The following is a 23,865-nucleotide window of genomic DNA, read 5'->3' on the forward strand; positions in this document are numbered from 1 at the left end:
CAAGAAAATAATGGCAGGTTCCTTGCTATCCAGACGTGACCTGCGGCGACGTGGAGGATTCGCGCCACGGCGAGCTCGGCGCCACGAGTCCGTCCCACAAGCCCGTTGGAGTACAGGCGTGTTCATGCTAGTAAGCGCTGGACCACCGCGAGTCGACCGACGTTATGGTTGCGGCATGTCCTCCGTGCCAGAAAACTTGCCGTCGCGGATCTCCGAGGTTGACCGCGACATGACTGTAGAACGTCTCCAAGAGGCCTTCGCCGAGGGGCACATCCCCCAGGAGGAGATGGACGCCCGTCTGCACGTCGCGCTCACCGCCCAGACACCCGGCGAGCTGACGTCCGCCCTGGCCTCGCTGCCTGCCAGCGACGAGGGTCCGACCGTCGTCGTCGACTCCGTCGGCGGGCTGATCCAGCGGCGCGGCGGATGGCACGTACCGCAGGTCTTCAGGGTCACCTCCAAGATGGGCAAGGTGTACCTGGACCTGTCACGAGCCGTCATCAAGCACCCGGTGGTCGACATCGAGCTGCATCTGGACTACGGGTGGGCCTGGATCGTCGTGCCCAGTGATGCCACGGTCGACCACGAGGGCCTGACCGCCAGCTGGAAGCAGCCGGCCTATAAAGCCCCGCTGCGCGGCGGATCGAGCGGGCCGCGTATCCGGATCTCCGGGAACATGGGGTACGGCCGGCTGCGGATCAGGCACCGCCGCAGCTGATCGTGTCGGCCGTCAACCGCGCAGGACACGGCCCTCGGCGTCGGTCTTGCCCCTGACGGTGAGCAGGACGATGCCGTCGATCAGCGTCCAGACGCCGAGGCCGCCAAGGGTGAAGAGCTGACAGAGCGCCATGCCGTTGTGGCCGGTGTAGAAACGGCCGAAGCCGAGGGGGCCCAGGAAGATGGAGAGCACTCCCGCGACGTTCCTGGACTTGTCGGAGTACGGCCGTCCGAACGGGTCGTAGCCGTAGGGGGCTTTGCCGTCGGCCGTGTGACCGGCGGCGCCGGGGCCCGGCGTCGCGGCGGGCCGGGTCTCACCGAGGTAGCCGTCATCGGAGCGGTCGTATGGGGGCTCGGCCTGGCCGGCCGGCAGTGACGGCCGGTCGTGCGGGCTGTTCGGGATCTGGTGGCTCACGAGCGAGGTCCTCCGAACGGACGTGGTGCGGGAACTGGGGCGACCGCGAGGGGGATCACCGTTCAGAGCTTCCATGCCACAGTGTCGGCGCCCGTCCCGGACTGGCCAATTGGAGTCATCGGCGTCCAGTCCGGTTCCAGACGTTCGTCCCAGGCATGGCATACGCGCCGGGACGAGTTTGTGACCGAAGGCAGCGAGGGCGATACCACCGATGAGTCACTTCCTTGTCATTTCTCGTCATGATTCTGTCATAGTAAGGACCCGTCAGGCTGCCGCAAGGTTGCTCGCGTCGACGACCAGCGCAACTCCCCACCTTTGACTGCCACTTCACCGGATTCGAGCAGATCCATGCCGGAGTCGCTCAGCGATGCGGCGTACGGCCAAAAGACTTCCCGCGCTCCATGCGGCCGGGAACGCCGCCCCCTTCAGCCGGATCGCAGGGGCGGCGGCGCACACCGAAATGCAATCCGACAGCCGAGAGGAAGTGCCATGAGCGACAGAGCGACTGAGGGCGAGCAGCAGGTCAACGAGGTCTACGAGCCGCCGATGCTGACGTCGGTGGGTGAGTTCTCCGAGGACACGCTGGGGTTCGGCAGCCAGTACACCGACGTCCTCGGCGAGCAGGGCTGGGGCTGATGTAGATGCCCACCGGGTTCTTCGTCCTGCCGGACGTGCGGCGCAGCGCTCTCCCGTTCCAGGCGCCCCGGGTACTGACGCACCGCTCGGGGCTGCCCTGGGTGGCGGGCAGTTGGCCGTCCGGCGAGCTCGTCCAGGCGGACGCGGGCCCGGTGCGGGTGGCGGTGATCGGGTTCTGCCCGGTCACCCCCACCCGGCTGGCACAACTGGCCGAACGTGTACGCACCTTGTCCGACGTGGACGCCCTGGCTCGGGCTCTGCCCGGCAGCTTCCATCTGGTGGCCCTGGTGCACGGCCGGATACGGGTCCAGGGCAGCGTGACGGGTCTGCGGCAGATCTTCCACACATGCGTCGACGGCCTGCCGGTCGCCGCGGACCGGGCAGGCCCGCTTGCCGCGCTGACCGGTGCCGACATCGACGAACAGGCGCTGGCCACCCGCGTCGCCTGCGGCGGCCTGCTGCCGCCCCCACTGAACGAACGCAGTATGTGGTCAGGAGTGTCCGCCGTACCGCCGGACCACTGCCTGATCATGGATGAGATCACCACGCGAGAGGTCCGCTGGTGGCAACCGCCGCCCGCCGACGTCCCGTTGGAGGCGGGCGCGGCCCAAGTGCGCGATGCCCTGCATACGGCGACGGCCGACCGACACGGTACGCAGGGCGGGCTCAGCGCGGATCTGTCCGGAGGGATGGATTCGACCACGCTCTGCTTCCTGGCGGCACGCGACGACCCCGAGCTGATCACCTTCCGCTGGGAGGAGGCCGAGACAGGCAATGACGACGCCGTCTTCGCCCGCCTGGCCGCTCACTCCCTGCGGCGGGCCAGGCACGTGGTCGTACCGCAGCGTGAACTCCCCACGGTCTTCGCGGATCCGGACGGGGCAGTCGACACCGAGCAGCCCTATCCGTTCGGCCGAACCCTGGCCCGCATGCGCTTCACGGCCGACACTCTGGCGGCACACGGATCACGACACCATCTGGCCGGGCACGGCGGTGACGAGCTGTTCTACGGGTTCCCCGGATACCTCCACCGGCTGCTGCGCCGGCGCCCGCTCACCGCCCTCAGGCACCTGCGCGGCTATAGCGCTCTCCACCGCTGGCCGTTGGCGCCCACCGTGGCCGAACTGGCACGCGACAACAGCGTCGCAACCTGGTGGCGAGACCAGGCGGACCACCTCACTGCGCCGTCTCCACAGGGCAGGCGCCCGTCCCTCGGCTGGGGGGTGGCACCCCTGCGGGCGCCCGCCTGGGTGACGTCCCACGCCGCGGACACCGCCCGGGAGGCACTTCGGCGGACGGCCCAGGAGATGACCCCCTTGGCAGCGGACCGCGGACAGCACCAGACCCTCCTGGCGCTGCGCACCACCGCCCCCGCGTACCGGCAGTTCTCCCGCCTGTTCACACCGGCCGGAATCCAGCTGCACCAGCCCTTCCTCGACGACCGCGTCGTAGAAGCGGCGTTGGCTGTGCGACTGCACGAACGCACGTCGCCGTGGCGCTACAAGCCACTGCTCGCCGAATCGATGCGCGGTACCGTGCCGGACGCCATCTTGAGCCGGTCCACCAAGGGCGACTTCAGTGCAGACCTCCGCGTCGGCTGGCGGCGCAACCTCGGCACGCTGGTGGACCTGTTCGCCGATTCGGCCCTCGCGGACCTGGGTCTCATCGATCCCGGCCTGCTGCGCACCCAACTCCTCTCCTCCCAGGCGGGCCTGCACAGGGACATCGCCGTCGAGCACCTGCTCGGCTGCGAGAACTGGCTGCGCACCGCACGGGCCACCCGCACCCCTTCGGGAGAACCATGCGTCTGACCCTGGACCCCGATGTCGCCGTTGCCGAGACCGACGACGGCGCCGTCCTCCTTCACCAGCTCACCGGACGCTACTGGCAGCTCAACCGCACCGGCGCCGATGTACTGCGCCTGTTGCTCGACGGCTGCGGGAGCGAGGAGGTGGCCGGCCGACTGGCCCTGCGTCACGCCATCGATCCGGGCGATGCCCACCGCGACGTCGTACGCGTGACCGACGAGCTGACCGCTGCCCAGCTGTTGAGGACCACATCGTGAGCGCCCCCGTCGCACTCGACAAGCGACACCGACTTGTCATGCACCGACGGCTCGTACCGCTGGTGGCCGTTGCCGTCGCCCGCGTACTCGCCAAGCTGCGGCCCGCCCGGCTCAGAGCGGTACTGGAGTTCGCCCGCCGCGGCGCCGCCCCAGCCACTGCCGAGGGGGCGATCGCCGCACGACAGGCCGTGGTGTCGGTGAGCCTGCGCTGCGCGGGACAGGCATGCCTACAGCGTTCGATTGCCACCGCTCTGCTCTGTCGCGCACGGGGAGCATGGCCGACCTGGTGCACAGGCGTACGCACCAGACCCTTCATGGCCCACGCCTGGGTGGAAGCCGACGGTCAGCTCATCGGTGAGCACTTTCCAGTCGGGCACTATCACCCGCTTCTGACGGTCCCACCCACGCCACGCAAGACCGGTGAACGGTGTCCCTCCTGAATCACCCGCCCCAGCAGCCCATGGAACCGCCGGGCGGGTGCCACCCTCGGGTTCCTTCCGCCAGCAGCCTGACGGCATAGGCACCGTGAAGATCACGGCAGACAGCGTCGCCCACGTCGAGCGCCCTCATCGGGATATCGCCCACCCCATACGGGACAGCCCTTAACCGAACCGCCACGCACCTACTCCCGACAAGCTCCGCTTCACCTGGCCCGACACCTTCACGCCGGCCCGCGCCACCCGCCGCTGAACCCTTCGGGGCCCGGACCAGCGGATCAAGCCACGATCCTGATCCTCGGGTTCTGACAATAGATCGCAGACGGCACTCGTCCCGCAGCCGTCCCGTCATCGTGGGTGCCCTCCCCCACAATGCTCCTGACCAGCACGGATCAAAGTACCTGGCGAAGTCGGCGAAGCTACTAGGCTCGCGGCAACACAGGAGGAGCGGCGCATGGCGAGGCAGTCGGCGAGATCAACGGGCGGGTCCGCGGCCGGTGTCGCACGCCCGCGCAGCGCTCGTGGGGAGGGCGAGCAGCTGCGCCGGGAGATCCTCGCGGCGGTCAACCGGTTGCTGGACCACTGGGGTGGCATCGAAAAGCTCACGATGCGGGCGGTCGCCCGGGAGGTCGGCGTCGCGGCGCCGAGCATCTATCTGCATTTCTCGGACAAGGCCGAGCTGGTGTGGGCGGCGCTGGAGAACAAGTACGCCGACCTGGCTGCTCGCATGAACGCGGCTGACACCACGACGGACGGGCAGGATGCCCGGGAGCGGTTGCGGGCCCAGGTGCACGCCTACTGCCGGTTCGCGCTCGACAATCCGGGGCACTATCGGCTGCTGTTCGAGGTCCCGCAGCCCGCGGTCGCCGAGGGGCGGATCAATCGGCATCCCTCGCGGCATGTGTCGGCGAGCCTGCGGTCGGCGTTGGCCCGCTGTCTGGACGAGGGGTTCACTCCCAGCCTGCCGGTGGAGCAGGCGGCGCTCACTCTCTGGTCCGGTCTGCACGGCAACATCGCCATGAACCATGCCCTTCCCCAGAGCGCCCCGATGGGCGATCTCATCCTGCAGGTGGCCGACGGGCTCGTCGACTCGCTGGTGCCGGACCCGCCCACCGACGGCACGACCCGCCCCGCGGCCGCCGAGACGGCTGCCTCCCGTCGGATCAGGGCCATCCTCGCGGGCCTGGGCGACCAGGATGCCCGGGAAGACATCAACTCCGAGTAAGAGCAGATCGTTTGACGGTTGCCATGTGGAGGACTAGCGTCCGTCACTGAACTTAGTTAGGTGACTGGGGCAACCACATGCTCGCCCCAATCGCCCGGTCCGCGTCGCCCTCATCGAGGGCTGGACGGGAGGAAACTCGCGTGGAAATCTCCATCGACTTCGACAAATGCTGCGCGGCAGGGCAGTGCGTGCTCGCCGCCCCCGAGGTCTTCGATCAACGCGACGAGGACGGCGTCGTGGTCCTGCTGGACCCCGACCCGCCCGTCGCGGAGCACGAGAACGTGCGCCAGGCCGCCGCGGTGTGCCCGGCGGCCGCCATCGAGGTCCGTCCGTGAACGAGCGCGCCCCGTCCCGGATCGTCGTCGTGGGCGCGTCGGCGGCAGGACTGAGTGCCGCCGAGGGGCTGCGGCGCGAGGGGTTCGACGGGCAGCTGACCCTCGTCGGCGACGAGACACATCTGCCCTACGACCGGCCGCCCCTTTCCAAGCAACTGCTCTTTGGCACGTGGGACGCCACGCGGCTGCCGCTGCGCAGTACTCAGGCGGTCGCGGCACTCGACCTCGACTTCAGGCTCGGCCTGCCGGCCGTCACCCTGGACACGCGCGGTCGTGAGGTGACCCTCGCGGACGGCGACCGCGTCGGATACGACGCCCTCGTGATCGCCACCGGGGTCGCCGCCCGGCGGCTGCCGGGCACAGAAGGCGTCGCGGGAGTGCACGTCCTGCGCACCCTGGAGGACGCCACCGCCCTGCGCCAGGACTTGAAGCCGGGCCGGCGTCTGATCGTCGTCGGCTCCGGCTTCATCGGCGCGGAGGCGGCGGCCACGGCCCGCGGACTGGGCGTGGAGGTCACCATGGTCACCGACGCCGCGCAGCCGCTGGCCGAGGCGCTCGGCCCCGGCCTGGGGACCATGCTGGCGCGGCTCCACACCGACAACGGCGTCCGTATCGAAGCCGGAGTCCTGGTCGACAGCATCGTGGTCGAGGACGGCCGCGCTACGGGAGTACGACTGGCGGACAGCAGGACCCTTCAGGCCGACGCCGTACTCGTCGGCATCGGTGCCACGCCCAACACGGCCTGGCTGGAGGGCAGCGGTCTCGCTCTTGGAAACGGCGTGGAGTGCGACGCCACGCTCTACGCGGGTTCAGCGGTGTGGGCCGCCGGAGACGTCGCCTGCTGGCTCCACCCGCACACCGGGCGGCCGACCCGTATCGAGCACCGCACCAACGCCGCCGAGCAGGGCCTCGCCGTGGCCCGCAACATCCTGGCCGGGCCCGAGCGCGCCACTCCCTTCGCTCCGGTCCCGTACGTCTGGTCCGACCAGTACGACCTCAAGATCCAGATCTACGGGCGGACCCGCGGCGCGGACGAGATGCGCGTCGTCGAAGGCAGCCTGGATGCCCGCAAGCTCGTCGCCCTGTACGGCCTGGGCGGGAAGGTCTGCGGTGCCGTCGGCGTGAACATGGCCCGCGCGGTACGGGCTTACCGCCCCCAGATCGCGGATGTGGCCGCATTCGAGTCGAGGAGCATGACATGACGGGCGATCAGCACCTGAGGGCCGGTGTCGTGGGGCTCGGCATGATCGGCGGCGGAGTCGCCGTCAGTCTTGCCCGCAGCGGCCGCGCGCCGGTGACCTACGACATCCGGCCCGATGCGGCGAACGACCTCGCGGGCGTTCCGCAGCCCCTCGACTCCCCCGCTGCCGTCGCCCGGAGCAGCGATGTCGTGATGGTCGCCGTCGTCGACGCGGCCCAGGCCCGCGATGTCATCGGCGGCGAGAACGGACTGCTGTCGGCGGCCCGCCCGGGACTGACGATCGTTCTGCTGGCCACCGTCGCACTGCCCGTCGTCCGCGAACTCGCCGAACTGTGCGCGCAGAGCGATGTCGCCTTCCTCGACTGCGGGGTGACACCCGGCGACAAGGCCGCCGAGCACGGCATGGTCGCCATCGTCGGCGGAGAGCAGGACACCGTCGACGCGGCGCGTCCCGTCCTGGACGACTGGGCCAAGAAGGTCGTGCACTGCGGGCCGGTCGGCGCCGGCATGGCTACCAAGATCGCCCGCAATGTCATCACGTACGGCAGTTGGCGCACCGTCTTCGAGGCCGCCGCTCTGGCGGGTGCCGCCGGGGTGGGCCCGGCCCGGCTCGCCGAGGTCGTCGACACCGCCGACCCCGAGGGCCGCACGCTGCTCCAACTCCTGCGGATGCACGGCCCCGACGGCGCCCTGCCACGAGCCGTGGGCCGGCAGATCGCGCCGCTGATGACCAAGGACCTCGACGCCGCCCGCGACCTCGCCGGGGCCCTCGGGGTACCGGTACCGCTGGTGGACGCCACCCGGCTCCAGGCCCGGCGGACCCTCGAACTGGGCGACGAGCCCCTGCCCGCCAAGGACGAACTGCACGACTTCGGCCTGGAGATGATGGACCGGGTCTACGGCCCCGGCTTCAACACCGCGCTGCGGGATCGGGATCCGGATCCCTTCCTGAACGAGACCGTCGACTACCTCTTCGCCCAGGTCTGGGGCCGCGCCGGACTGTCCGTGCGCGATCGCCGTCTGCTCACCCTCGGCGTCGCCGCCGCCACCGGCCGCGCCGAGCTGATCCAGATCATCGCGGGCGGCGGCCTGGTCAACAACGAACTCACCACCGATCAGCTCCACGAAGCCGTCCTCCACCTGGCCCTCTACACCGGCTGGTGCAACGCCACCGCCACCCACGCCGGCGTCACCGCCGCCATCGCCGCCCACTCCCCCGGCTCCAGCGCCCCTTCCCCCCACCAGGAGCAGAAATGACCGAGCCCCTCGTCGACCAGCCCGTCACCCGGGACCCCGCCAACCCCCTCGCCCCGCCGGTGGAGTTCACCCAGCTCCGCGAGGAGCAGCCCCTGCTGAAGGTGCGCTTCCCCAACGGCTCCACCGGCTGGCTGGCCACCCGCTTCGAGGAAGGGAGCCAGGTCTTCAACGACCCCCGGATGAGCGCCAGGCGGTGGCGCCACGACACCCCCGAGGGCGAGGTGGCCGAAGCCGGCGAGGACTCACCGTTCGACGTGGGCTTCGTCTTCATGGACGAACCCGAACACGGCGTCTACCGAAGGCTGTTGACCCGCCACTTCACCCCCAAGGCCGTACAGAACAAGCTCCAGCCCTACCTCGACAGGATCGTCGACGAGCACCTGGACGCCATCGCCGCCGGACCCGAGACCTTCGACTTCATCGAGGCCATGGCCCTGCCCATCCCCTGCCTGGTCATCTGCGAACTGCTCGGCGTCCCCTATGCCGACCGCGACGGATTCCACCACGCCACCGAAGCCATGATGGACATGGGCCGCAGCCGCGAGGAGCGCGACCGGGGAGCCCACTGGCTGATCGACTACATCACCCAACTGGTCGCCGAAAAGCGCCGAACCGGCGACACCGACGGCATCCTCGCCGAACTCATCAACAAGGCCGAGGGCGAGGACGCGGTCCTCACCGACCGCCAGCTCATCGGCCTGGGCGTCCTGTTGCTCTTCGCAGGACACGACACCACCGCCGCCATGATGGGCCTTTCCACCCTCACCCTGCTCACCCACGACGAGCAGCGCCACAGCCTGATGGGGGCCCCGGAGAAGATCGGCGGCGCCATCGAGGAACTCATGCGCTTCCTCACGATCGTCCAGTTCGGTCTGGGCCGCGTGGCCAAGGAAGACCTTGAGATCGGCGGCGCGCGGATCAAGAAGGGCGAACTGGTGGTCGTCGCCATGAACGCCGCCAACCGCGACCCCCGCGTCTTCCAGGATCCCGACGCACTCGACCTCGACCGCAAGATGACCCGCCACATCGGCTTCGGATACGGCGTCCACGCCTGCCTCGGCCAGAACGTCGCCCGGGCCGAACTCAGGACCGTCCTGCCCAAGCTCTTCGCCCGCTTCCCCGACCTGCGCCTCGCCACCCCACTGGAAGAAGTCCCGATGGACTTCACCGGCACCAACTACGGCGTACGCAAACTGATGGTCACCCGCTGACCCCTCCCCCGGCATCGACATGTCGGCCACGGTCTGGCGCCTGCCGCAACAGGCGCCAGACCTCACCCTCACCCTCACCCTCACCCGGCGTACGGCTCCCATCGCCACCCGACCTGAACACCTAGGACGAACCTGTGGTCGCGACCGGCTGCGGGGTCGTGGTTTCGGGGCGCGGTTGACATCTGCGAGGCACTAACTACCCTCAATATTGCTAATAAACTTAGTAATCAGTGAACTGAGGTAAGATGGGTGCCGACCTGACCGCAGAGCCAGAGCCATACCGGTGGCGATGGCTGATCCTGGTGGTGATGATCGTCGCGGAGGTCATGGACCTTCTGGACGCGTCGATCGTCAACGTCGCGGGTCCCTCACTGGAGGAGTCCCTCGGAGCCAGTTCCGTCGGTCTGCAGTGGGTGATCGGCGGTTACGCCCTCACGCTTGGGGCCGGTCTGGTGCTCGGCGGCCGCCTCGGTGACCGCTACGGGCGGCGCCGTATGTTCCTCATCGGTCTGGCGGCCTTCACGCTGAGCTCGCTGCTCTGCGCCCTGTCGCCGAACATCGAGTTGCTGATCGCCTTCCGGCTGCTCCAGGGCACCGCCGGGGCGCTGCTGCTCCCGCAGGGCCTGGGCCTGCTGCGCGAGAACTTCTCCGGTCCCGAGCTCACCAAGGTCTTCGCGATCTTCGGCCCTGTGCTCGGCCTGGGCGGCATCATCGGTCCGGTCCTGGGCGGCTTCCTCATCGAGGGCGACTTCTTCGGCCTCGGCTGGCGGTCGGTGTTCCTGGTCAACCTGCCCATCGGGCTTGCGGCCCTGGCCATCGCGGCGAAGTTCGTGCCGAAGAAACAGGGCGACCGCACCGTGCGGGTCGACATGGTCGGCGCGAGCCTGGTGGTGGCCTCATGTGCGCTCCTGGTGCTGCCGCTGAACCAAGGGCAGGAGGACGGCTGGCCACTGTGGACCTGGCTGTGCATGGCCGCCTCGGTCATCGGATTCGGCCTGTTCGCTCTGCACCAGCGCCGCACTGCCGCGGCAGGCCGCGAGCCGTTGGTGACCCCTGGCCTGCTCCGCAAGCCCGCCTTCACCGTGGGGCTCGGCGGGATCGCCCTGTTCTTCGGCGGGCTGATCGGCACGCAGCTCGTGCTGACCCTGTTCCTGCAGATCGGCCAGCACTTCAGCGCCGGGGACGCGGGTCTGGGCAACCTGCCGCTCGCGGTGGGCACGGCGATCGGCGGTGCGGTCAGCGGCGCGTTCCTCGCCGACAAGATCGGCCGCAAGGTCCTCCAGATCGGGCCGGTCATCCAGTTCGCCGGTGCGGTGCTGCTCTGGTTCCAGCTCGACGCTCTGAGCACTGATTCATTCTCGATCTGGGACATCGCCGCGGGTGTGGTGGTGGCCGGTATCGGAGCGGGCATGGTGATCGCCGCCCTGTTCAGCTTCATCCTCGCCGCGGTCGACGACGACGAGATCGGCTCCGCCTCCGGCGTGCTGTCCGCGGTGCAGGCCATCGGCGGCTCCATCGGCGTGGCGATCTTCGGCTCGGTGTTCTTCGCGCAGGCCAAGACGGGTGACTTCACGACCGGCTTCCACCACGCGCTGATCGTCCAGGCGGGTCTGCTCGCGGCGTTCCTTGCCATCACCTTCCTGCTTCCGAAGAAGGGCCGTCCCGAGGAAGAGCAGCACGGCATCACCCCCACTGCCTCCGACACCCCCGACTCCTCCGAGAGCGGTTCTGTCGACTCCGGTGCGAAGCAGGACATCACCGCGTGATTCCCCGGTCAGGGGTCGCTCGTCGCTCGTGCAGCAGCCTCGGACCGGCGCACGTGGAGCGCATGCGAGGAGGAACAGGGGGCGTGGCATGACGTGGCATGACCCATCGGAATGTCCTGATCGCGGGAGCGGGCATCGCGGGAGCGGGCATCGCGGGAGCGGGCATCGCGGGAGCGGGCATCGCGGGAGCGGGCATCGCGGGAGCGGGCATCGCGGGCCCGACCCTGGCGTACTGGCTGCACCGCCACGGCTACCTCGACCGCGTCAGCCAGGTCCGCATGCCCCGCTGGCCCCACGGCCGCGTCACCGTGCTCGGCGACGCGGGGTACTGCCCCTCACCCCTGAGCGGGATGGACACCAGCCTCGCCCTCACCGGCGCGTACATCCTGGCCGGCGAACTCGCCCACCATGCCCACCATGCCCACCATGAGCAGGTGTTCACCCGCTACGAGGAGCTCCTGCGCCCCTACGCCGAGCGGGCTCAGGACCTGCCGCCCGGCGTACCGCGCGTCGCCGCGCCGCGAACCCGGGCGGGTATCCGCGCCCTCCACCTGGTCCTGCGGGCCGCCGCCCGGCCCCGCGTGGCCGAGGTACTGAACCGCTTCCTCGTCCCGCCAGCCGACACCTTCGCCCTGCCCTCCTACAGTCTGTAGATCTCACGCATCATTGGTTTCCAACGCCCTTAGCGACCAGGAAGCAGCTTCCACGCCATGACTGCCAATCAGCCCACCGATCCCCAGCCCGCGCCCCCGGCGGAAGGTTCCATCCGCGACCAGCTGCGGAATCTGACCCGCCGCCAGCAGCGGTTCGAGCGCTATCTGGGCCGGCAGCTGCGCGTTGATCCCGCCGGGCTCGCGGTAATGGACCATCTGGTCAGCGAAGGACCAGCGACGCCGAGCGAGCTGGCTCGCGCGCTCAGCACATCGACGGCGGCGATGACGCTGGTGATCGACCGTCTGGCGGACGGCGGGCACGCGAGCCGTCAGCCCCATCCCGGGGACCGGCGCAAGGTGCTCGTCACACCGGCGGAGCACTGGGAGGAGGCCGCCTTCGAGCACGTCGAGCCCCTCGTCGTGGGTATCGGCGAGATCACCGATTCCATGACAGCCCAGGAACAGGCCACAGTGGTGGCGTTCCTGGAGCGGGCGGTGGCCGCCTACGACCGGGCGACCAAGGTGTAGGCGGCACACCCTGATCAGCCGATGCCGGAGTCGAGCCAGACGATCAGGTCGGTGACGACTTCGCCGCGGGCCCTGTCGTCTGGTGCGGCGCTAATCGTCAGCCGGCTCAGTCGGCAGGGTGGGCCGGGGACCCCCGTCGGGCACGACTACCAGGCGTACGGCCATGTGCCGGGAGTCTGACGGGAGGTCACCGGGCTCCGTCTGGTATTTGCGTAGAAGCGCCTGGTACTCCTCGACGAACGTGGCGACCTGCTCCTTCGTCATCCGCAGTCCTGCGCGGTAGATCTGGTTCCAGCCCGCGGAGGAGTCGTACCCGGCGTACGCGCTCACGACCAGGTTCAGATCATGGGTCATCTTGAGAGCGCCGATCTTCACCGCGGCCTCACGTTCATCGGCCGTCAACTCCAGGCCCGGCGGCGTGAAGATGTCCGTCATGAGTGACTTCCACCAGCGTTCCCGGCCGGTGGACCGCTCCTCGATCTCAGCAATCAGCTTGAGGTCGGCGAGTTTGCGCAGGTGGTAGCTGGTGGTGCCGGTGCTTTCGCCAAGGGCCTTGGCGACGCTGGTGGAGTTCGCTTCACCGTGCTCGCCGAGGTAGCTCAGGATGTCGCGGCGCACCGGGTTGGACAGTGCCTTGTAGAAGGCTTTGAGGTCCGGGCCGGTGAGCACTCTCTTCTCGGGGCGCTCGACCATGCCGACCAGCGTACTGCAGAGACTCTCTGCAGTAATCGCAGAGGTTATTTGCAGAATATCTCTGCAATAGCTACTTTGGTTCAGGAGTTTGGTTCAGGGGGTGCCAGCAGGCGCCGGTACGCTCGGGGGTCGAGATGCGAAAAAACCTGGTCGGCAGGCTGTTACCGGCCGCAGGGCCGACGCTGATGCCATGGCTCGCGGTGCTGCGGACGACACCGCCGGGCCCCTGTCAGGCGCAGCACTGGCGGGTCGCCTGGGTCGGCTCCGACGCGTTGGAGATCGCCGGTCTGCTGACGTCGGCGGTGCTGGTTCGGCGTAGTGACCGCCGGGCGCCGCTGGCGTCCATCGCGACAGCCGTGTTGTTGCTGGTCGACACCTGGGCCGACGTCATGACGGCCGGGCACTACGTCGTCATCCCGCTGCCCCCGGCCTGCACGCTGGAACTCTCCCTGGCGGCACTGTGCGCTGTCGTCGCGCTACGGCCGACGATGGTGGCTTCCGTTCAGGCAACTGCGGTGCAGCGGATGGCAGTTCATGCCTGAATCACTTGATGCCCAGATGCGGGACGAGATCGACGATCAGGTCGCGGAGGCGTTCGACGCCTACCTGACCGACAGGCTGGCCGAACCGGGGCCACTGCGCGCGTCACTGGCATTGAGGCGCAGCACAAGGCTGGTGCTGGGCACAGTCGGATTGGGCGCACTTGCCACGGCGCTGGCGCCGGACGGAGGCGCCGCCGTCTGCTGGATCTGGGGAGCGATCGCGGTGATAGATCTCGCCTGGCTGCTGACCCGTCGGCAGGGCCACCGCCACCGGGTCCGCCGGTGAGGGGCCGGTTCACTCATGGTCCACAACCTTGCGCCGCTCGAAAAGGCATCGCCGCATGCCATGCCGTATGCGTCGGCTCCGGACACTGATCCGGCCCGACACCGTGTTGCGCCGGCACCGCAACCTGATCAAACGGCCCCACGCCCGCACGTGCCGCCCGAAGAGGCCGGGCCGACCGCTCACGGTCCGCTCGATCCGTGTGCTGAACCTGCGCCTGGCGCGGGAGAACTCGACGCGGGGCTATCGCAGGGTGCACGGCGAACTCGTCATCCTCGGCATCAAGGTCGCCGCCTCCAGCATCTGGGCCATCCTCACCCCGAAGTCATCGCCCCCGCACCCGACGGAGCCGCCCCCGCCTGGGCCGCCTTCTTGCGCTCCCAGGCCGACGCACTCCTGGCCTGCGGCTTCTGAGCAACGCCGACATCCAAGCCGTGCTCACCGGCGTCCGGATACCACGCATGAACGCGATCATGGAACGCTGAAGTCCTCCACGAGTACCAACATGCCGCTTGGTTTTCGGCAGGCGCAGGACTGGCCAGCACACTTCGCTGATCAGCACACTTGGCTGACCTGATGAACGCCGCGAACTGAGCTGCGCCGCGGTCGATCGACTCTCCGAGCTGCGTCAGCTTCATTGACAGAACATGAACACAGCCGGATTCTGAGAGCGCTCTCAGCATTCAATGCATCCATCCCTCATGCGCCCACAGGCCGTGCGGGCGCCGCGCCTCCGACCTTCGGGATCCACCGCCATCAGGACCCACCCCACAAGGAGGAAGAGTGTGAGCCGTTTATCGAAAGTCCTGGCTTCCGTCGTCTCGGCCTTGGTCGTCGCCACGGGCCTGACGGTCCTCGGCCCGTCGACGTCCGCAGAGGCCGTGCCGGCGACCATCCCGCTCACGATCAAGAACAACTCAGGACGCAGCGAGCCGGTCTACATCTACAACCTGGGCACCCTGCTCTCGACAGGCCAGCAGGGCTGGGGCGACGCCAACGGCGTATTCCACCCCTGGCCCGCAGGAGGCAATCCCCCCACCCCCGCACCCGACGCCTCGATCGCCGGTCCGGCCAATGGGCAGACCAAGACCATCCGGATGCCCAAGTTCTCAGGCCGCGTCTACTTCTCCATCGGCCAGAAGATCGTCTTCAAGCTCACCACCGGCGGCCTCGTTCAGCCCGCCGTGCAGAACCCGTCCGACCCCAACCGCAACACCCTGTTCAACTGGTCCGAGTACACGCTCAACGACGCCGGCCTGTGGATCAACAGCACTCAGGTCGACATGTTCTCGGCCCCGTACGCGGTGGGCGTGAGGGCAGCCGACGGCACGGTCAAGAACACCGGCCGGCTCAAGCCAGGCGGCTACAACGCCGTCTTCAGCCAACTGCGTTCGGCGGGTTGGGGCGGACTGATCCAAAACCGCCCCGACGGCACACCGCTGCGTGCGATCTCACCCGGTCACGGCATCGAGGCCGGCGGGCTGCCGGCCGGCGTCATGAACGACTACATCAACCGGGTCTGGAGCAGGTACAGCTCCTCCACACTCACCGTGACGCCGTTCGCGAACCAGCCGAACACCAAGTACTACGGTCGGGTCTCGGGCAACGTCATGAACTTCACCAACAGTTCGGGGGCGGTAGTCACCAGCTTCCAGAAGCCGGACTCCGACAGCATTTTCGGCTGCTACAAGCTCCTGGACGCACCCAACGACCTTGTCCGCGGCCCGATCTCCCGCACCCTGTGCGCGGGCTTCAACCGCTCGACGCTCCTGACCAACCCCAACCAGCCCGACGCCAACAACACCAATTTCTACCGGGACGCCGTCACCAACCACTACTCCCGCATCATCCACTCACAGATGGCCGACGGTAAGGCGTACGGCTTCGCCTTCGACGACGTGGGCGCCCATGAATCGCTGGTGCACGACGACAACCCACAAGAGGCGTTCATGACGCTCGAACCATTCAACTAGGGGCCGGACGAGGACCAAAGCGCCTCCTTCCGCCGCCTGCCCGTCCCTGTCGTGCCCGGGGCCAAAGTCTGGCCTCCCGGTCAACGACAGGGATGGACGGGACGGACGGCATCATGCCATTCACGAGACACCGGAGATTGCCTGAATCGCCCCCGCACCACCCCGCGATGACGTACGAGTGCGCGAACGGGACCGGGATGGAGACGGCAATCGGCGTCGCCCCGCACGGCACTGGCCCTGCTGCCGAGGTTGGCAGGTGGCGCCCGGACATGCGACTGAGCCGGGGTGAGCAGACCGTCACCGGCGAATGCCATCCATGCAGATCAGGAGCGTCTTCGGTGGTGCGGCAGGATGAGAACTCGTGCTACTTCGTCTCGCCTACCTGGCCGTCACCAACTCGTTCGCCGCACTGCGATTGCTGCGATTCCTGCGACTGCTGCGACTGCTGCGACTGCTGCGACTGCTGCGACTGCTGCGATGAGCGAACGTGACAAGGGCGCCGAGATCCTCGCCTCGCGCCACCAACTCACCGTCCTCACACGGACGTTCTGAGCAGATCGGGCGCAGCTCACTCTCTCCGGAGGATCGATCACGATGACCCCGCCCTCGTGCGGAGCCATCACCGGCTGCCCGCGGAAGGAGAGCAGTCATCTTCGGCCTCCGGCAGGGCAGTTGACTCCCCCCCCCACCGGCCTACGACCAACCCGATCTGCCGTCGACCCGCACCCGTCGCCCGAATCAACGAACTACCGGTAGGCCGGTACGTCGACTGGTTCAGTGTCCCGAGCGCTCTTCGACCCCGTCCCGTTGAACGCCAGATTCAACCCGAAGGCCACCAACGTCGCGCTCGTGACCGGCGAACCCAGCACGATCCCCACCCCCTCGGGGAGTTTGCTGTACAGATCGGGGGCTACCTCAGGAGCCATGCCGGCACCGATCGAAACGGCCACGATCAACAGATTATGCGTGCCGTCGAAGTCCACGGTACGGAGTGTGCCGATGCCGACGGTGGCGACCGTCGCGAACATCACCAGGCCTGCCGCGCCGACCACCGGCTGCGGCAATCCGGCGACCAGCGCGCCCAGTTTGGGGATCAGGCCGAGTACCAGGAGCATGCCGCCCGCGACGGTCGCGACGTGCCGGCTGCGGACCTTCGTCATGGTCACCAGGCCGACGTTCTGCGCGAACACGGTGTCCAGGAAGGCGTTCATGACACCGCCCAGGACGCCGGAGAGGCCGTCCGCGGCCAGGCCGCGTGCCATGTCCGCGGTCGTCAGCTTCCTCCCGGTGAGTTCCGCGACCGCCAGGAGGTCCGCCGTCGACTCGGCGAACAGCACCAGCATCACCACACACATCGAGAGGACCGCTACCGCGGGGAACTGCGGTGCCCCGAAGTGGAAGGGAGCGCTGACACCGATCCAGTCCGCGGTCCGCGCGGTCGAGACATCGACCAGACCGAAGGGCACCGCGACCGCCGTGCCCGCCAAAACGCCCAGAAGAACGCCGGTTTGGGCGAGGAAGCCACGGCCGAAGCGGGCAACGAGGAGGATCACGATAACGACGAAGGCGGCGAGGGCGAGCCGTGAGGGCGCGGCGTGGTCGGCGGCCTCCGGGTCGCTGCCGACGACCAGGTTCACCCCGACCCCGATCAGCGCGAGCCCCACCACCGTGATCACCACGCCGCTCACCAGCGGCGGGAAGAAGCGCACGGCCTTCGCGAACGGGTAAGCCACCAGCAGGCCGAAGACGCCTGCGGCCAGCATCGACCCGTACACCGCCTGAAGTCCGTACTCCCCGGCGATCAGGATCATGGGCGTCACCGCGGTGAACGCCGCCCCCGCCATCACCGGCATCCGCACACCCAGGATGCGGCCGACCCCGGCTCCCTGGATGATCGTGACGATGCCCGCCACGAGCAGATCGGCGTTGATGAGCACGGCGACCGTCGCGGCGTCGAGACCGGCCGCCGCGCCGAACACCAGTGGCACCGTCACACACCCCGTGTACATCACGATCACGTGCTGCAGACCGAGCACCGCGAGCCGTCCGAGACCGGGACCCTTCATGGACGTCGACACCTCAACCCCCTTGCTAGCGTGTGAAGTTGGCGGCTATGCGCTGCTGGATATAGTCCGCGGCGGTGATCGGGGGGTAGCGGCCGGCAGGCCCCTCGATCACCACATCACGGTCGGCCTGCGCGAAGAACGCGATGCTGTAGCGGGCCGACCGGTCGTCGCCGGGGCCCGGCGACTTGACCCGGTGGAAGTTCGACGGCAGCCGGTCGTCGCTCCACCGCGTCAGCATGTCCCCGATGTTGCAGGTGATCACGGTGTCGGCCGGCTCGACCGATGTCCACTCCTGCGCCTCTGCCTCCTTGCCCGGGCACACCTGCAGCCCGCCCTGTCCGTCGCGCTGGAAGAGCAGCGTCAGACAGTCGAAGTCCGTGTGCGCGCCCGCCCGCCAGACGTCCGCCGGGGTCTCGACGTCCTCGGGTACCGCGAAGTAGTGCAGCATCCTCAGCGTCGACTGGTACTGCTCGCTGGCCGGGTCGTGGGCGCGCGCGAAGAACCCGCCGGGCAGCCCCAGTTTGTCGGCGAAGCAGGACAGCACACGCATGGCCAGCTCCCGGCAGCGGGCCTCGAACGCGAGCGTGCGCTCCTGGAAGCCCGGCAGCGCGTCGTCCGGCCACAGCCCGTCCATGTGCGGCCGGGTCAGCTGGTACGACTCCTTCTGATCGGGAGTTCCGATCGACGGACGGACCTGGGTCATGGATTCCCAGCCTGAGTTGAGCCCCTTCTTCAGGGCGTGCCGCGCTTTGGTCTTCCGCGGCAGGGCGAAGAACCGCTCAGCGTCGGCGAACGCCCTGTCCACAACGCTCTGTTCGATGCCGTGGTGCACGAGCTGGAAGAAGCCGATGTCGGTGGCGGCGGCCCACAACTCCTCGGTGATCTCGGCCCTGCGGGCGTCGAAGTCGCTGAGGTCTATCCGGCGGATCTCCCGGGCGGAGGTCTCCGTGCCGGCCCCGCCCATGTGCGTCTCCTTGGCCAACTCGGCCAGGCTGTAGCTCGGTTCAGTCATCGCGGCTGTCGCCCTTCGAAGCGATCGTGGGTTTCTCGGGATGCAGTCACCGCCCCTGCACCCCCCGCCGCGGCCACCCAGAGGTCCGCGGGCACGGTCGCGGTGAACCCCTTCGCGGGTCCGGCGCCGTGGGCTGGCGCGAACCCCGGTGTCCCGGGGCCCGCACGCGATGCGCTCAGCCTGCCCGGCGTGTGTTTCCACCGACGATCATGGTGTTACGCCGCAGTAAATCCGAGCCCGGCCGCCAACTCCGAGGAAGGCAGACGGACGTGCTCCCCCTCCCGTATCAGGACCTCGCCGCCGACCATGACCACGGCTACGGTCCGGTTGCTCGCGCACGTCAACAGCGTGGCCCCCGGATCGTGTACGGGAAGGCAGGCGTAGTCCTTCTCGAAGCGGTGCAGGACCAGGTCCGCCTGCATGCCGACCTGGATGCCGTCCGGGCGTTCCTCCAGGCCGAGAACCTGGTTCGCGCCGTTCGTGGCGAGCTCGAACATCTCGGGGAACCCGAGCAGATCGGCCTTGCGGTGCGCGGCCCGCTGCAGGTACGCGCCGATGCGCAGCGCCTCCAGCATGTCCTGGGTGTCGTTGCTGGCCGCGCCGTCGACGCCGAGCCCGACCCGCAGCCCGGCGGCCAACATCTCCGGCACAGGAGCGATCCCGCTGCCCAGCCGCATGTTGCTGAGCGGGTTGTACGAGATGCCGACTCCGTGCCGGGCGAGCGTCGCGCGGCCCACGGCGTCGAGCTCCACGCAGTGCACGGCGAGCAGCCGCTCCCACAGGAACCCGGCTCGCTCCAGATAGTCCACGGCGCCGACTCCCGCGTGTGCGCGGCACATTGCCTCGTCCGTCGTCGTCTCCAGGAGATGCAGCGAGACGGACAGTCCGCGCTCGTCTGCGTAGTCACGCACAGCGGCCATCCCCTCCGGGGTCAGACACCGCGGATTGGGCACGGCGACCCCGACCCCGACCCTGCTGCCGCGCGCCGCCGCGACCAGCTCGTCGGTGTGCCCGAGCGCCTCCTTCAGGGGCTGCATGAGACGCGGGTCGAAGCCCCACTTGCGGCCACGGTCTGCACGGTCGGCCACTCCCCGGCACAGCAACGCCCGGACTCCACTGTCACGTAGCGCCCGCAACACGGCGTCATGCACCTCGCAGGACGGGTGCGGCCACATGTGCTCGACGAGCGTGGTGGTGCCGCTGCGCAGCGCCTCCGCCGCGGCGGCGACCGCGGTCGCGTATGCCCGCTCGGGGGTGAGCAGCGCCGCCTCGTCGCCGACGGCACTGAGCCACGCGAGCAGCGGAAGTCCCTCGCCGATGCCGCGCAGTCCCGCCTGGAAGAGGTGAGTGTGCGTGTTCACCAAGCCGGGTGTGAGATGGCCGCCGGAACCGTCCAGGATCCGCGGCCCATGGGGGAGTTGACCAGCTGGTACGACAGCGCTGATCCGGCCGTCGGCCAGGTGGACGTCCATCCCCGCGTGCCAGCTGGCCTCGCTCAAGACGGTGACGTCGGTGATCGTGTCGATGTCGGGCGTCGTCATCGGGCGTGGTCCTTCCGGAGCCGGGGCGCGTGGTGGAACAGCAGGTTGAGGGCGAAGGCGACGATGCCGGTGACCGCGATGCCGCTGTCCAGAACCGTGCGTACGTACGGAGGAAGCGGCGCGTAGAAGTCCGGAGCGCCTACCGGGATCATCCCGAGACCGAAGGCGAGCGCCGCGGTCAGGAGGTTGCGGGAGTCGGTGAGGTCGGTACGGGCCAGGATGCGCAGACCGACGGCGCCGACCATGCCGAACATGACGAGCGAGACTCCGCCGATGACCGGCCCCGGCACGGATGCGACGGCCGCCCCGAGAACCGGAACGAACGCGAGCACCACCATCAACAGGCCGGACAGCGCGACGACATGACGGCTGCGCACCCGCGTCACGCTGACCAGACCCACCGACTGCCCGAACGTCACGATGGGGAAGGAGGCGAGAGCTCCCGACGCGGCGGTCGCCGCGCCGTCCGCGCGCAGCGCCCGCACGACGGTGGGCGCGTCGTCCCCGCGCTCGACGATCTGCCCGACGGCGAGCGTGTCCCCGATGGACTCGACCATGTTCACGAGCTGCACGACGAGCATCGCCGCGATCGCCGGGACAACGAACGTGGGCGCTCCGAAGGCGGTGGGGTCCGGCGCCGTCACCGCGTGCGTGTCCGTCATGCCCGAACCGTCGAACAGGCCGAGCGGCAGGGCGAGCACGGTCCCCGCAGCCATCGCGACGAGCACCGAGAACCGCGCCAGAGCGGGCGGAGCGAGCCGCTCCACCAGCACCACGAGCAGCACCGTCCCCCCGGCCAGAGCCAGCCCGCGCCCGCCACCGGCACCGTGGCCACCGCTGACGAGCCCGGCCGCCGATGGCACCAGCGAGAAACCGATCACAGCGATGACAGTCCCCGTCACCAACGGCGGAAACAGATGCAGGCATCGCCCGAACCACGGTGCGACCGCCACGGTCACAAGGCCTGACACGATCGTCGCCCCGAACACGGCGGTGAGCCCATGCTCCTTGCCGATCAGCACGGCGGGCGTGATCGCGGTGAACGTCGACCCCATCACGATCGGCAGCCGGGCCCCGACCCGCTTCACGCCGAGCGACTGCAAGAGTGTGGCGAGCCCGCTCACCAGCAGATTGGCGCTGATGAGCAGTCGTATCCGGTCCTCGGGCAGGTTCAGCGCGGTGCCCACCAGCAAGGGCATCGTCGCCATGCCCGCGTAGGCGACGAGCAGGTGCTGCAGGCTCAGCGGCACCAGGCGGCGCATCGGCGGCCGGACATCAACGGGGTGCGGTCCCGATCCGGGTGCGACGGCATGCGTGGGTACAGCCATCGTTCCTCCCTGAAAGCTCGGCGGAAGACGGCTGGTTAGCGCCGAGGCCGGTGAACGCCTCCGCGCACACCAGCCGTTACAGCCATGACCGGTGTAGAGGAGACCGTAGGGACGCCGTGTTTCCCACAGGTTGCCGTCAGGGATCTGGTGCGGGACCCTGCGTCTGCGGATACCGGCCCATCCGGGCCCAGCTGGACCGCTGGGCGTCACCGCAGGAACGGAGCTCTTCCGCGAGTTCACGCGCGAGCGTGGGCCGGCTTCTGGGCGACGGTTCGCCCCGGCGCTCCGTTCCGGGCCACCTGAGATGCTGGCCCGTTGCGTGCCACTGCTCTCTGATCCCGACCGGATGCGGAGCATCGGCCATGCGGCGCTCGACGTGTTGCGCACAGAACCGCGGACCGATTCCCACCGGAGCGCCGCCGTCGGCTACGGCACCGGGACGCCATCGGGCTCGAACTCGGGGCGCGACGGCGCCAACCTGCGTGCGATCGGGACAGTCAACACAACTACCACGGGCCGACCGGGCGAGGCGGCATTCCCTCACTCTGGAGGGACTTGAGAGTGCCGACCTGGCCGGCCGGCGGCACGCGCGGATCAACCGGCATCCGCTGGGGACAAGGATGGTGTCCCACCGAGTGGTGTAGCGGCGATCTCCGCGTAGTCCCTGGTCATGGGGCAGCCATCGCGCACCTCTACGAGCAGTGACGCCTGTTGAGAGGTGACGCGATGGCCTTGTCCCAGCACGACCTAACTCCGGCTGATGGAGTCACTGCGTACGGCGGTGCGAATCCACGCGGTCGGGGTGCCGCTGGGGAAGAAGGATCCCGCGAAGTGCGTCGCGAAGCTCGTGTACACGAACCAGTCGAACCACTCGACCATGTTCCCGGCCGAGCCGACCAGGACCTTCTTCCATTGTTCTCGTCCCATGATCGGCGCGTTGCGGGAACACTATGAGCTCCCGCAAGGGTGCACGGGACAACGATCACGCCTGCTTGCGTTCATACTGTTCACGCGCGAGTTCGGCGAACGTCGCAAGCCAGTGATCGGTGGTGAAGTCACCGCTCTCGACGGCCGGGAGACCGGCGTCGAGGTGTTCCTGCGCGGCCTTGGCGAGCCGTTCGCGCACGACTCCCTGAGGCAGTGCGTCCGCGATCGCGCGCAGGGCGGCGGCGCGGGAGAGCGCGAGGCCGAGGAGGTGGCCGATCTGCGGGTCACTGTGATCGGAGACGAGGGGTACGTCGAGCAGCGGGCAGGGCCCACCGGTGGCGAGGGCGGGGAGGAAGCGGTCCAGCCAGGCGGCGAACTCCTGGGTGTTCAGCACGCGGCGCATCGCGTCGGCCTCCGTCAGGGACGGCGACAGGAAGTCCTGGCCGGACGGCTCCCAGTGTGCGGGCGCGTCGTGGTCGTCGGCGAACCAGCCGCGCAGCCGGTCGCGTACGGCGTCGAGGGTGCGGGCCGGCAGCCCGGCCCGCTCTCCCGTGTCGAGGATCAGGCCGAGCGCGAAGGCGCTGTTGGGGTGGGCGCCGTGGCGCACGGGATACGTGGCCTTCGGCAGCCAGCCCGTCAGGAGGCGGTCGACCGCGTCCACGGCGGGGGCGAAGGCCTCCGCCCACTGTGTGCCGTGGCACTGTGCCGCGAGCGCGACGAGCCAGGCCCAGCCGTAGGGGCGCTCGAAGCTCGGGCGGGCGAGCAGGTACTCGGCCTCGGTGGCGAGGTGGGCGCGGGTGAGGTGCCGGTCGAGTACGTCGGTGTACGGGGCGGGGTCGTCGAGCGCGGGGAGCGTGCGCACAAGCAGCCAGTGCATGTGGACGGACGAGTGCCAGTCATAGGCTCCGTAGAAGGCGGGGTGGAGGTCGCTCGGGCGTGGGTCGTCGTCCGGGGAAGTGGTCAGGTGAGCCGTGAAGTTGGGGTATTCGCGGGTGACGTTGGCTGCCGCCAGCTGGGCGGTTTCCTCCGGGGTGAGCATGGGGGTCCTTTCGGT

Annotated in this window: 23 protein-coding genes and 2 pseudogenes; 17 read left to right on the plus strand and 8 right to left on the minus strand. The window is 69.0% G+C overall.

Annotated elements, in window-relative coordinates:
• Positions 1-175 precede the first annotated feature (175 nt).
• On the plus strand, positions 176-718 hold the full coding sequence (locus ACFVXC_RS01115; protein WP_389900327.1) for a DUF1707 domain-containing protein: 543 nt from the start codon (positions 176-178) through the stop codon (positions 716-718).
• Between the two features lie 12 nt (positions 719-730).
• On the opposite strand, the gene ACFVXC_RS01120 is transcribed toward ACFVXC_RS01115, so the two are convergent.
• Positions 731-1,132 carry a TM2 domain-containing protein gene (locus tag ACFVXC_RS01120; RefSeq protein ID WP_389900328.1) on the minus strand — a complete coding sequence of 134 codons (402 nt, stop codon included), beginning with the start codon at positions 1,130-1,132 and terminating at the stop codon, positions 731-733.
• A 489-nt stretch (positions 1,133-1,621) separates the two neighbouring features.
• On the opposite strand from ACFVXC_RS01120, the gene ACFVXC_RS01125 reads away from it, so the two are divergent.
• From ACFVXC_RS01125 to ACFVXC_RS01180, 12 genes are all read left to right on the plus strand, one after another.
• Complete coding sequence (locus ACFVXC_RS01125; protein WP_389900329.1) at positions 1,622-1,768, plus strand: lasso RiPP family leader peptide-containing protein; 147 nt, start codon at positions 1,622-1,624, stop codon at positions 1,766-1,768.
• A 5-nt stretch (positions 1,769-1,773) separates the two neighbouring features.
• Complete coding sequence (locus tag ACFVXC_RS01130) at positions 1,774-3,579, plus strand: lasso peptide isopeptide bond-forming cyclase (protein ID WP_389900330.1); 1,806 nt, start codon at positions 1,774-1,776, stop codon at positions 3,577-3,579.
• The gene (locus tag ACFVXC_RS01135; protein ID WP_389900331.1) at positions 3,570-3,833 is read left to right on the plus strand and encodes a lasso peptide biosynthesis PqqD family chaperone; all 264 of its coding nucleotides are present in this window, start codon (positions 3,570-3,572) and stop codon (positions 3,831-3,833) included. Before ACFVXC_RS01130 ends, ACFVXC_RS01135 begins: the two co-directional genes overlap by 10 nt.
• Positions 3,830-4,273: a lasso peptide biosynthesis B2 protein gene (locus tag ACFVXC_RS01140; RefSeq protein ID WP_389900332.1), complete on the plus strand. Its 444-nt coding sequence runs from the start codon at positions 3,830-3,832 to the stop codon at positions 4,271-4,273. Before ACFVXC_RS01135 ends, ACFVXC_RS01140 begins: the two co-directional genes overlap by 4 nt.
• Positions 4,274-4,724: 451 nt before the next feature.
• Positions 4,725-5,495 carry a TetR/AcrR family transcriptional regulator gene (locus ACFVXC_RS01145; RefSeq protein ID WP_389900333.1) on the plus strand — a complete coding sequence of 257 codons (771 nt, stop codon included), beginning with the start codon at positions 4,725-4,727 and terminating at the stop codon, positions 5,493-5,495.
• A 140-nt stretch (positions 5,496-5,635) separates the two neighbouring features.
• Positions 5,636-5,830 (plus strand): ferredoxin, encoded by a 195-nt coding sequence (locus ACFVXC_RS01150; protein ID WP_389900334.1) that lies wholly within the window; start codon positions 5,636-5,638, stop codon positions 5,828-5,830.
• A complete protein-coding gene (locus tag ACFVXC_RS01155; RefSeq protein WP_389900335.1) occupies positions 5,827-7,032 on the plus strand; it encodes an NAD(P)/FAD-dependent oxidoreductase in 1,206 nt (401 codons plus the stop codon). The genes ACFVXC_RS01150 and ACFVXC_RS01155 overlap by 4 nt, the downstream gene beginning before the upstream one ends.
• Positions 7,029-8,288, plus strand: a complete 1,260-nt coding sequence (locus tag ACFVXC_RS01160) for an NAD(P)-binding domain-containing protein (RefSeq protein ID WP_389900336.1) — start codon at positions 7,029-7,031, stop codon at positions 8,286-8,288. Before ACFVXC_RS01155 ends, ACFVXC_RS01160 begins: the two co-directional genes overlap by 4 nt.
• A complete protein-coding gene (locus ACFVXC_RS01165; protein WP_389900337.1) occupies positions 8,285-9,499 on the plus strand; it encodes a cytochrome P450 in 1,215 nt (404 codons plus the stop codon). Before ACFVXC_RS01160 ends, ACFVXC_RS01165 begins: the two co-directional genes overlap by 4 nt.
• 245 nt (positions 9,500-9,744) lie before the next feature.
• On the plus strand, positions 9,745-11,265 hold the full coding sequence (locus ACFVXC_RS01170; protein WP_389900338.1) for an MFS transporter: 1,521 nt from the start codon (positions 9,745-9,747) through the stop codon (positions 11,263-11,265).
• A 98-nt stretch (positions 11,266-11,363) separates the two neighbouring features.
• A complete protein-coding gene (locus tag ACFVXC_RS01175; protein WP_389900339.1) occupies positions 11,364-11,918 on the plus strand; it encodes a hypothetical protein in 555 nt (184 codons plus the stop codon).
• Positions 11,919-11,975: 57 nt separating this feature from the next.
• The gene (locus ACFVXC_RS01180) at positions 11,976-12,446 is read left to right on the plus strand and encodes a MarR family winged helix-turn-helix transcriptional regulator (protein WP_389900340.1); all 471 of its coding nucleotides are present in this window, start codon (positions 11,976-11,978) and stop codon (positions 12,444-12,446) included.
• A 90-nt stretch (positions 12,447-12,536) separates the two neighbouring features.
• Here the strand turns inward: ACFVXC_RS01180 and ACFVXC_RS01185 are convergent, their stop codons facing one another.
• A complete protein-coding gene (locus ACFVXC_RS01185; RefSeq protein ID WP_389900341.1) occupies positions 12,537-13,139 on the minus strand; it encodes an ArsR/SmtB family transcription factor in 603 nt (200 codons plus the stop codon).
• A 134-nt stretch (positions 13,140-13,273) separates the two neighbouring features.
• Between ACFVXC_RS01185 and ACFVXC_RS01190 the strand changes: the two genes are divergently transcribed.
• The 3 genes from ACFVXC_RS01190 to ACFVXC_RS01200 all read left to right on the plus strand — a co-directional run bounded on the left by ACFVXC_RS01190 (position 13,274) and on the right by ACFVXC_RS01200 (position 15,937).
• Entirely contained in the window at positions 13,274-13,681 is a 408-nt protein-coding gene (locus ACFVXC_RS01190) for a hypothetical protein (protein WP_389900342.1), read from the plus strand.
• Positions 13,674-13,967 (plus strand): hypothetical protein, encoded by a 294-nt coding sequence (locus ACFVXC_RS01195; protein ID WP_389900343.1) that lies wholly within the window; start codon positions 13,674-13,676, stop codon positions 13,965-13,967. The genes ACFVXC_RS01190 and ACFVXC_RS01195 overlap by 8 nt, the downstream gene beginning before the upstream one ends.
• Positions 13,968-14,749: 782 nt before the next feature.
• The gene (locus ACFVXC_RS01200) at positions 14,750-15,937 is read left to right on the plus strand and encodes a glycoside hydrolase family 64 protein (RefSeq protein WP_389900344.1); all 1,188 of its coding nucleotides are present in this window, start codon (positions 14,750-14,752) and stop codon (positions 15,935-15,937) included.
• Between the two features lie 746 nt (positions 15,938-16,683).
• Here the strand turns inward: ACFVXC_RS01200 and ACFVXC_RS01205 are convergent.
• From ACFVXC_RS01205 to ACFVXC_RS01220, 4 genes are all read right to left on the minus strand, one after another.
• Positions 16,684-18,003 (minus strand): nucleobase:cation symporter-2 family protein, encoded by a 1,320-nt coding sequence (locus tag ACFVXC_RS01205; protein ID WP_389900345.1) that lies wholly within the window; start codon positions 18,001-18,003, stop codon positions 16,684-16,686.
• Positions 18,004-18,028: 25 nt separating this feature from the next.
• Positions 18,029-19,015: an isopenicillin N synthase family dioxygenase gene (locus ACFVXC_RS01210; protein WP_389900346.1), complete on the minus strand. Its 987-nt coding sequence runs from the start codon at positions 19,013-19,015 to the stop codon at positions 18,029-18,031.
• Positions 19,016-19,230: 215 nt separating this feature from the next.
• A complete protein-coding gene (locus ACFVXC_RS01215; protein ID WP_389900347.1) occupies positions 19,231-20,556 on the minus strand; it encodes an amidohydrolase family protein in 1,326 nt (441 codons plus the stop codon).
• Entirely contained in the window at positions 20,553-21,884 is a 1,332-nt protein-coding gene (locus tag ACFVXC_RS01220) for a uracil-xanthine permease family protein (protein WP_389900348.1), read from the minus strand. Before ACFVXC_RS01220 ends, ACFVXC_RS01215 begins: the two co-directional genes overlap by 4 nt.
• 130 nt (positions 21,885-22,014) lie before the next feature.
• Between ACFVXC_RS01220 and ACFVXC_RS01225 the strand changes: the two are divergent.
• Positions 22,015-22,419: pseudogene (locus tag ACFVXC_RS01225) on the plus strand (hypothetical protein); the annotation flags it as partial.
• Positions 22,420-22,676: 257 nt separating this feature from the next.
• Here the strand turns inward: ACFVXC_RS01225 and ACFVXC_RS01230 are convergent.
• Positions 22,677-22,811 (minus strand): annotated as a pseudogene (locus ACFVXC_RS01230) (alpha-ketoglutarate transporter); the annotation flags it as partial.
• Positions 22,812-22,866: 55 nt separating this feature from the next.
• The gene (locus ACFVXC_RS01235) at positions 22,867-23,850 is read right to left on the minus strand and encodes a DUF2891 domain-containing protein (protein ID WP_389900349.1); all 984 of its coding nucleotides are present in this window, start codon (positions 23,848-23,850) and stop codon (positions 22,867-22,869) included.
• Positions 23,851-23,865: the final 15 nt, after the last annotated feature.

The sequence above is a fragment of the Streptomyces sp. NPDC058257 genome, assembly GCF_042881845.1.
In the GTDB taxonomy this organism is placed as follows: domain Bacteria; phylum Actinomycetota; class Actinomycetes; order Streptomycetales; family Streptomycetaceae; genus Streptomyces.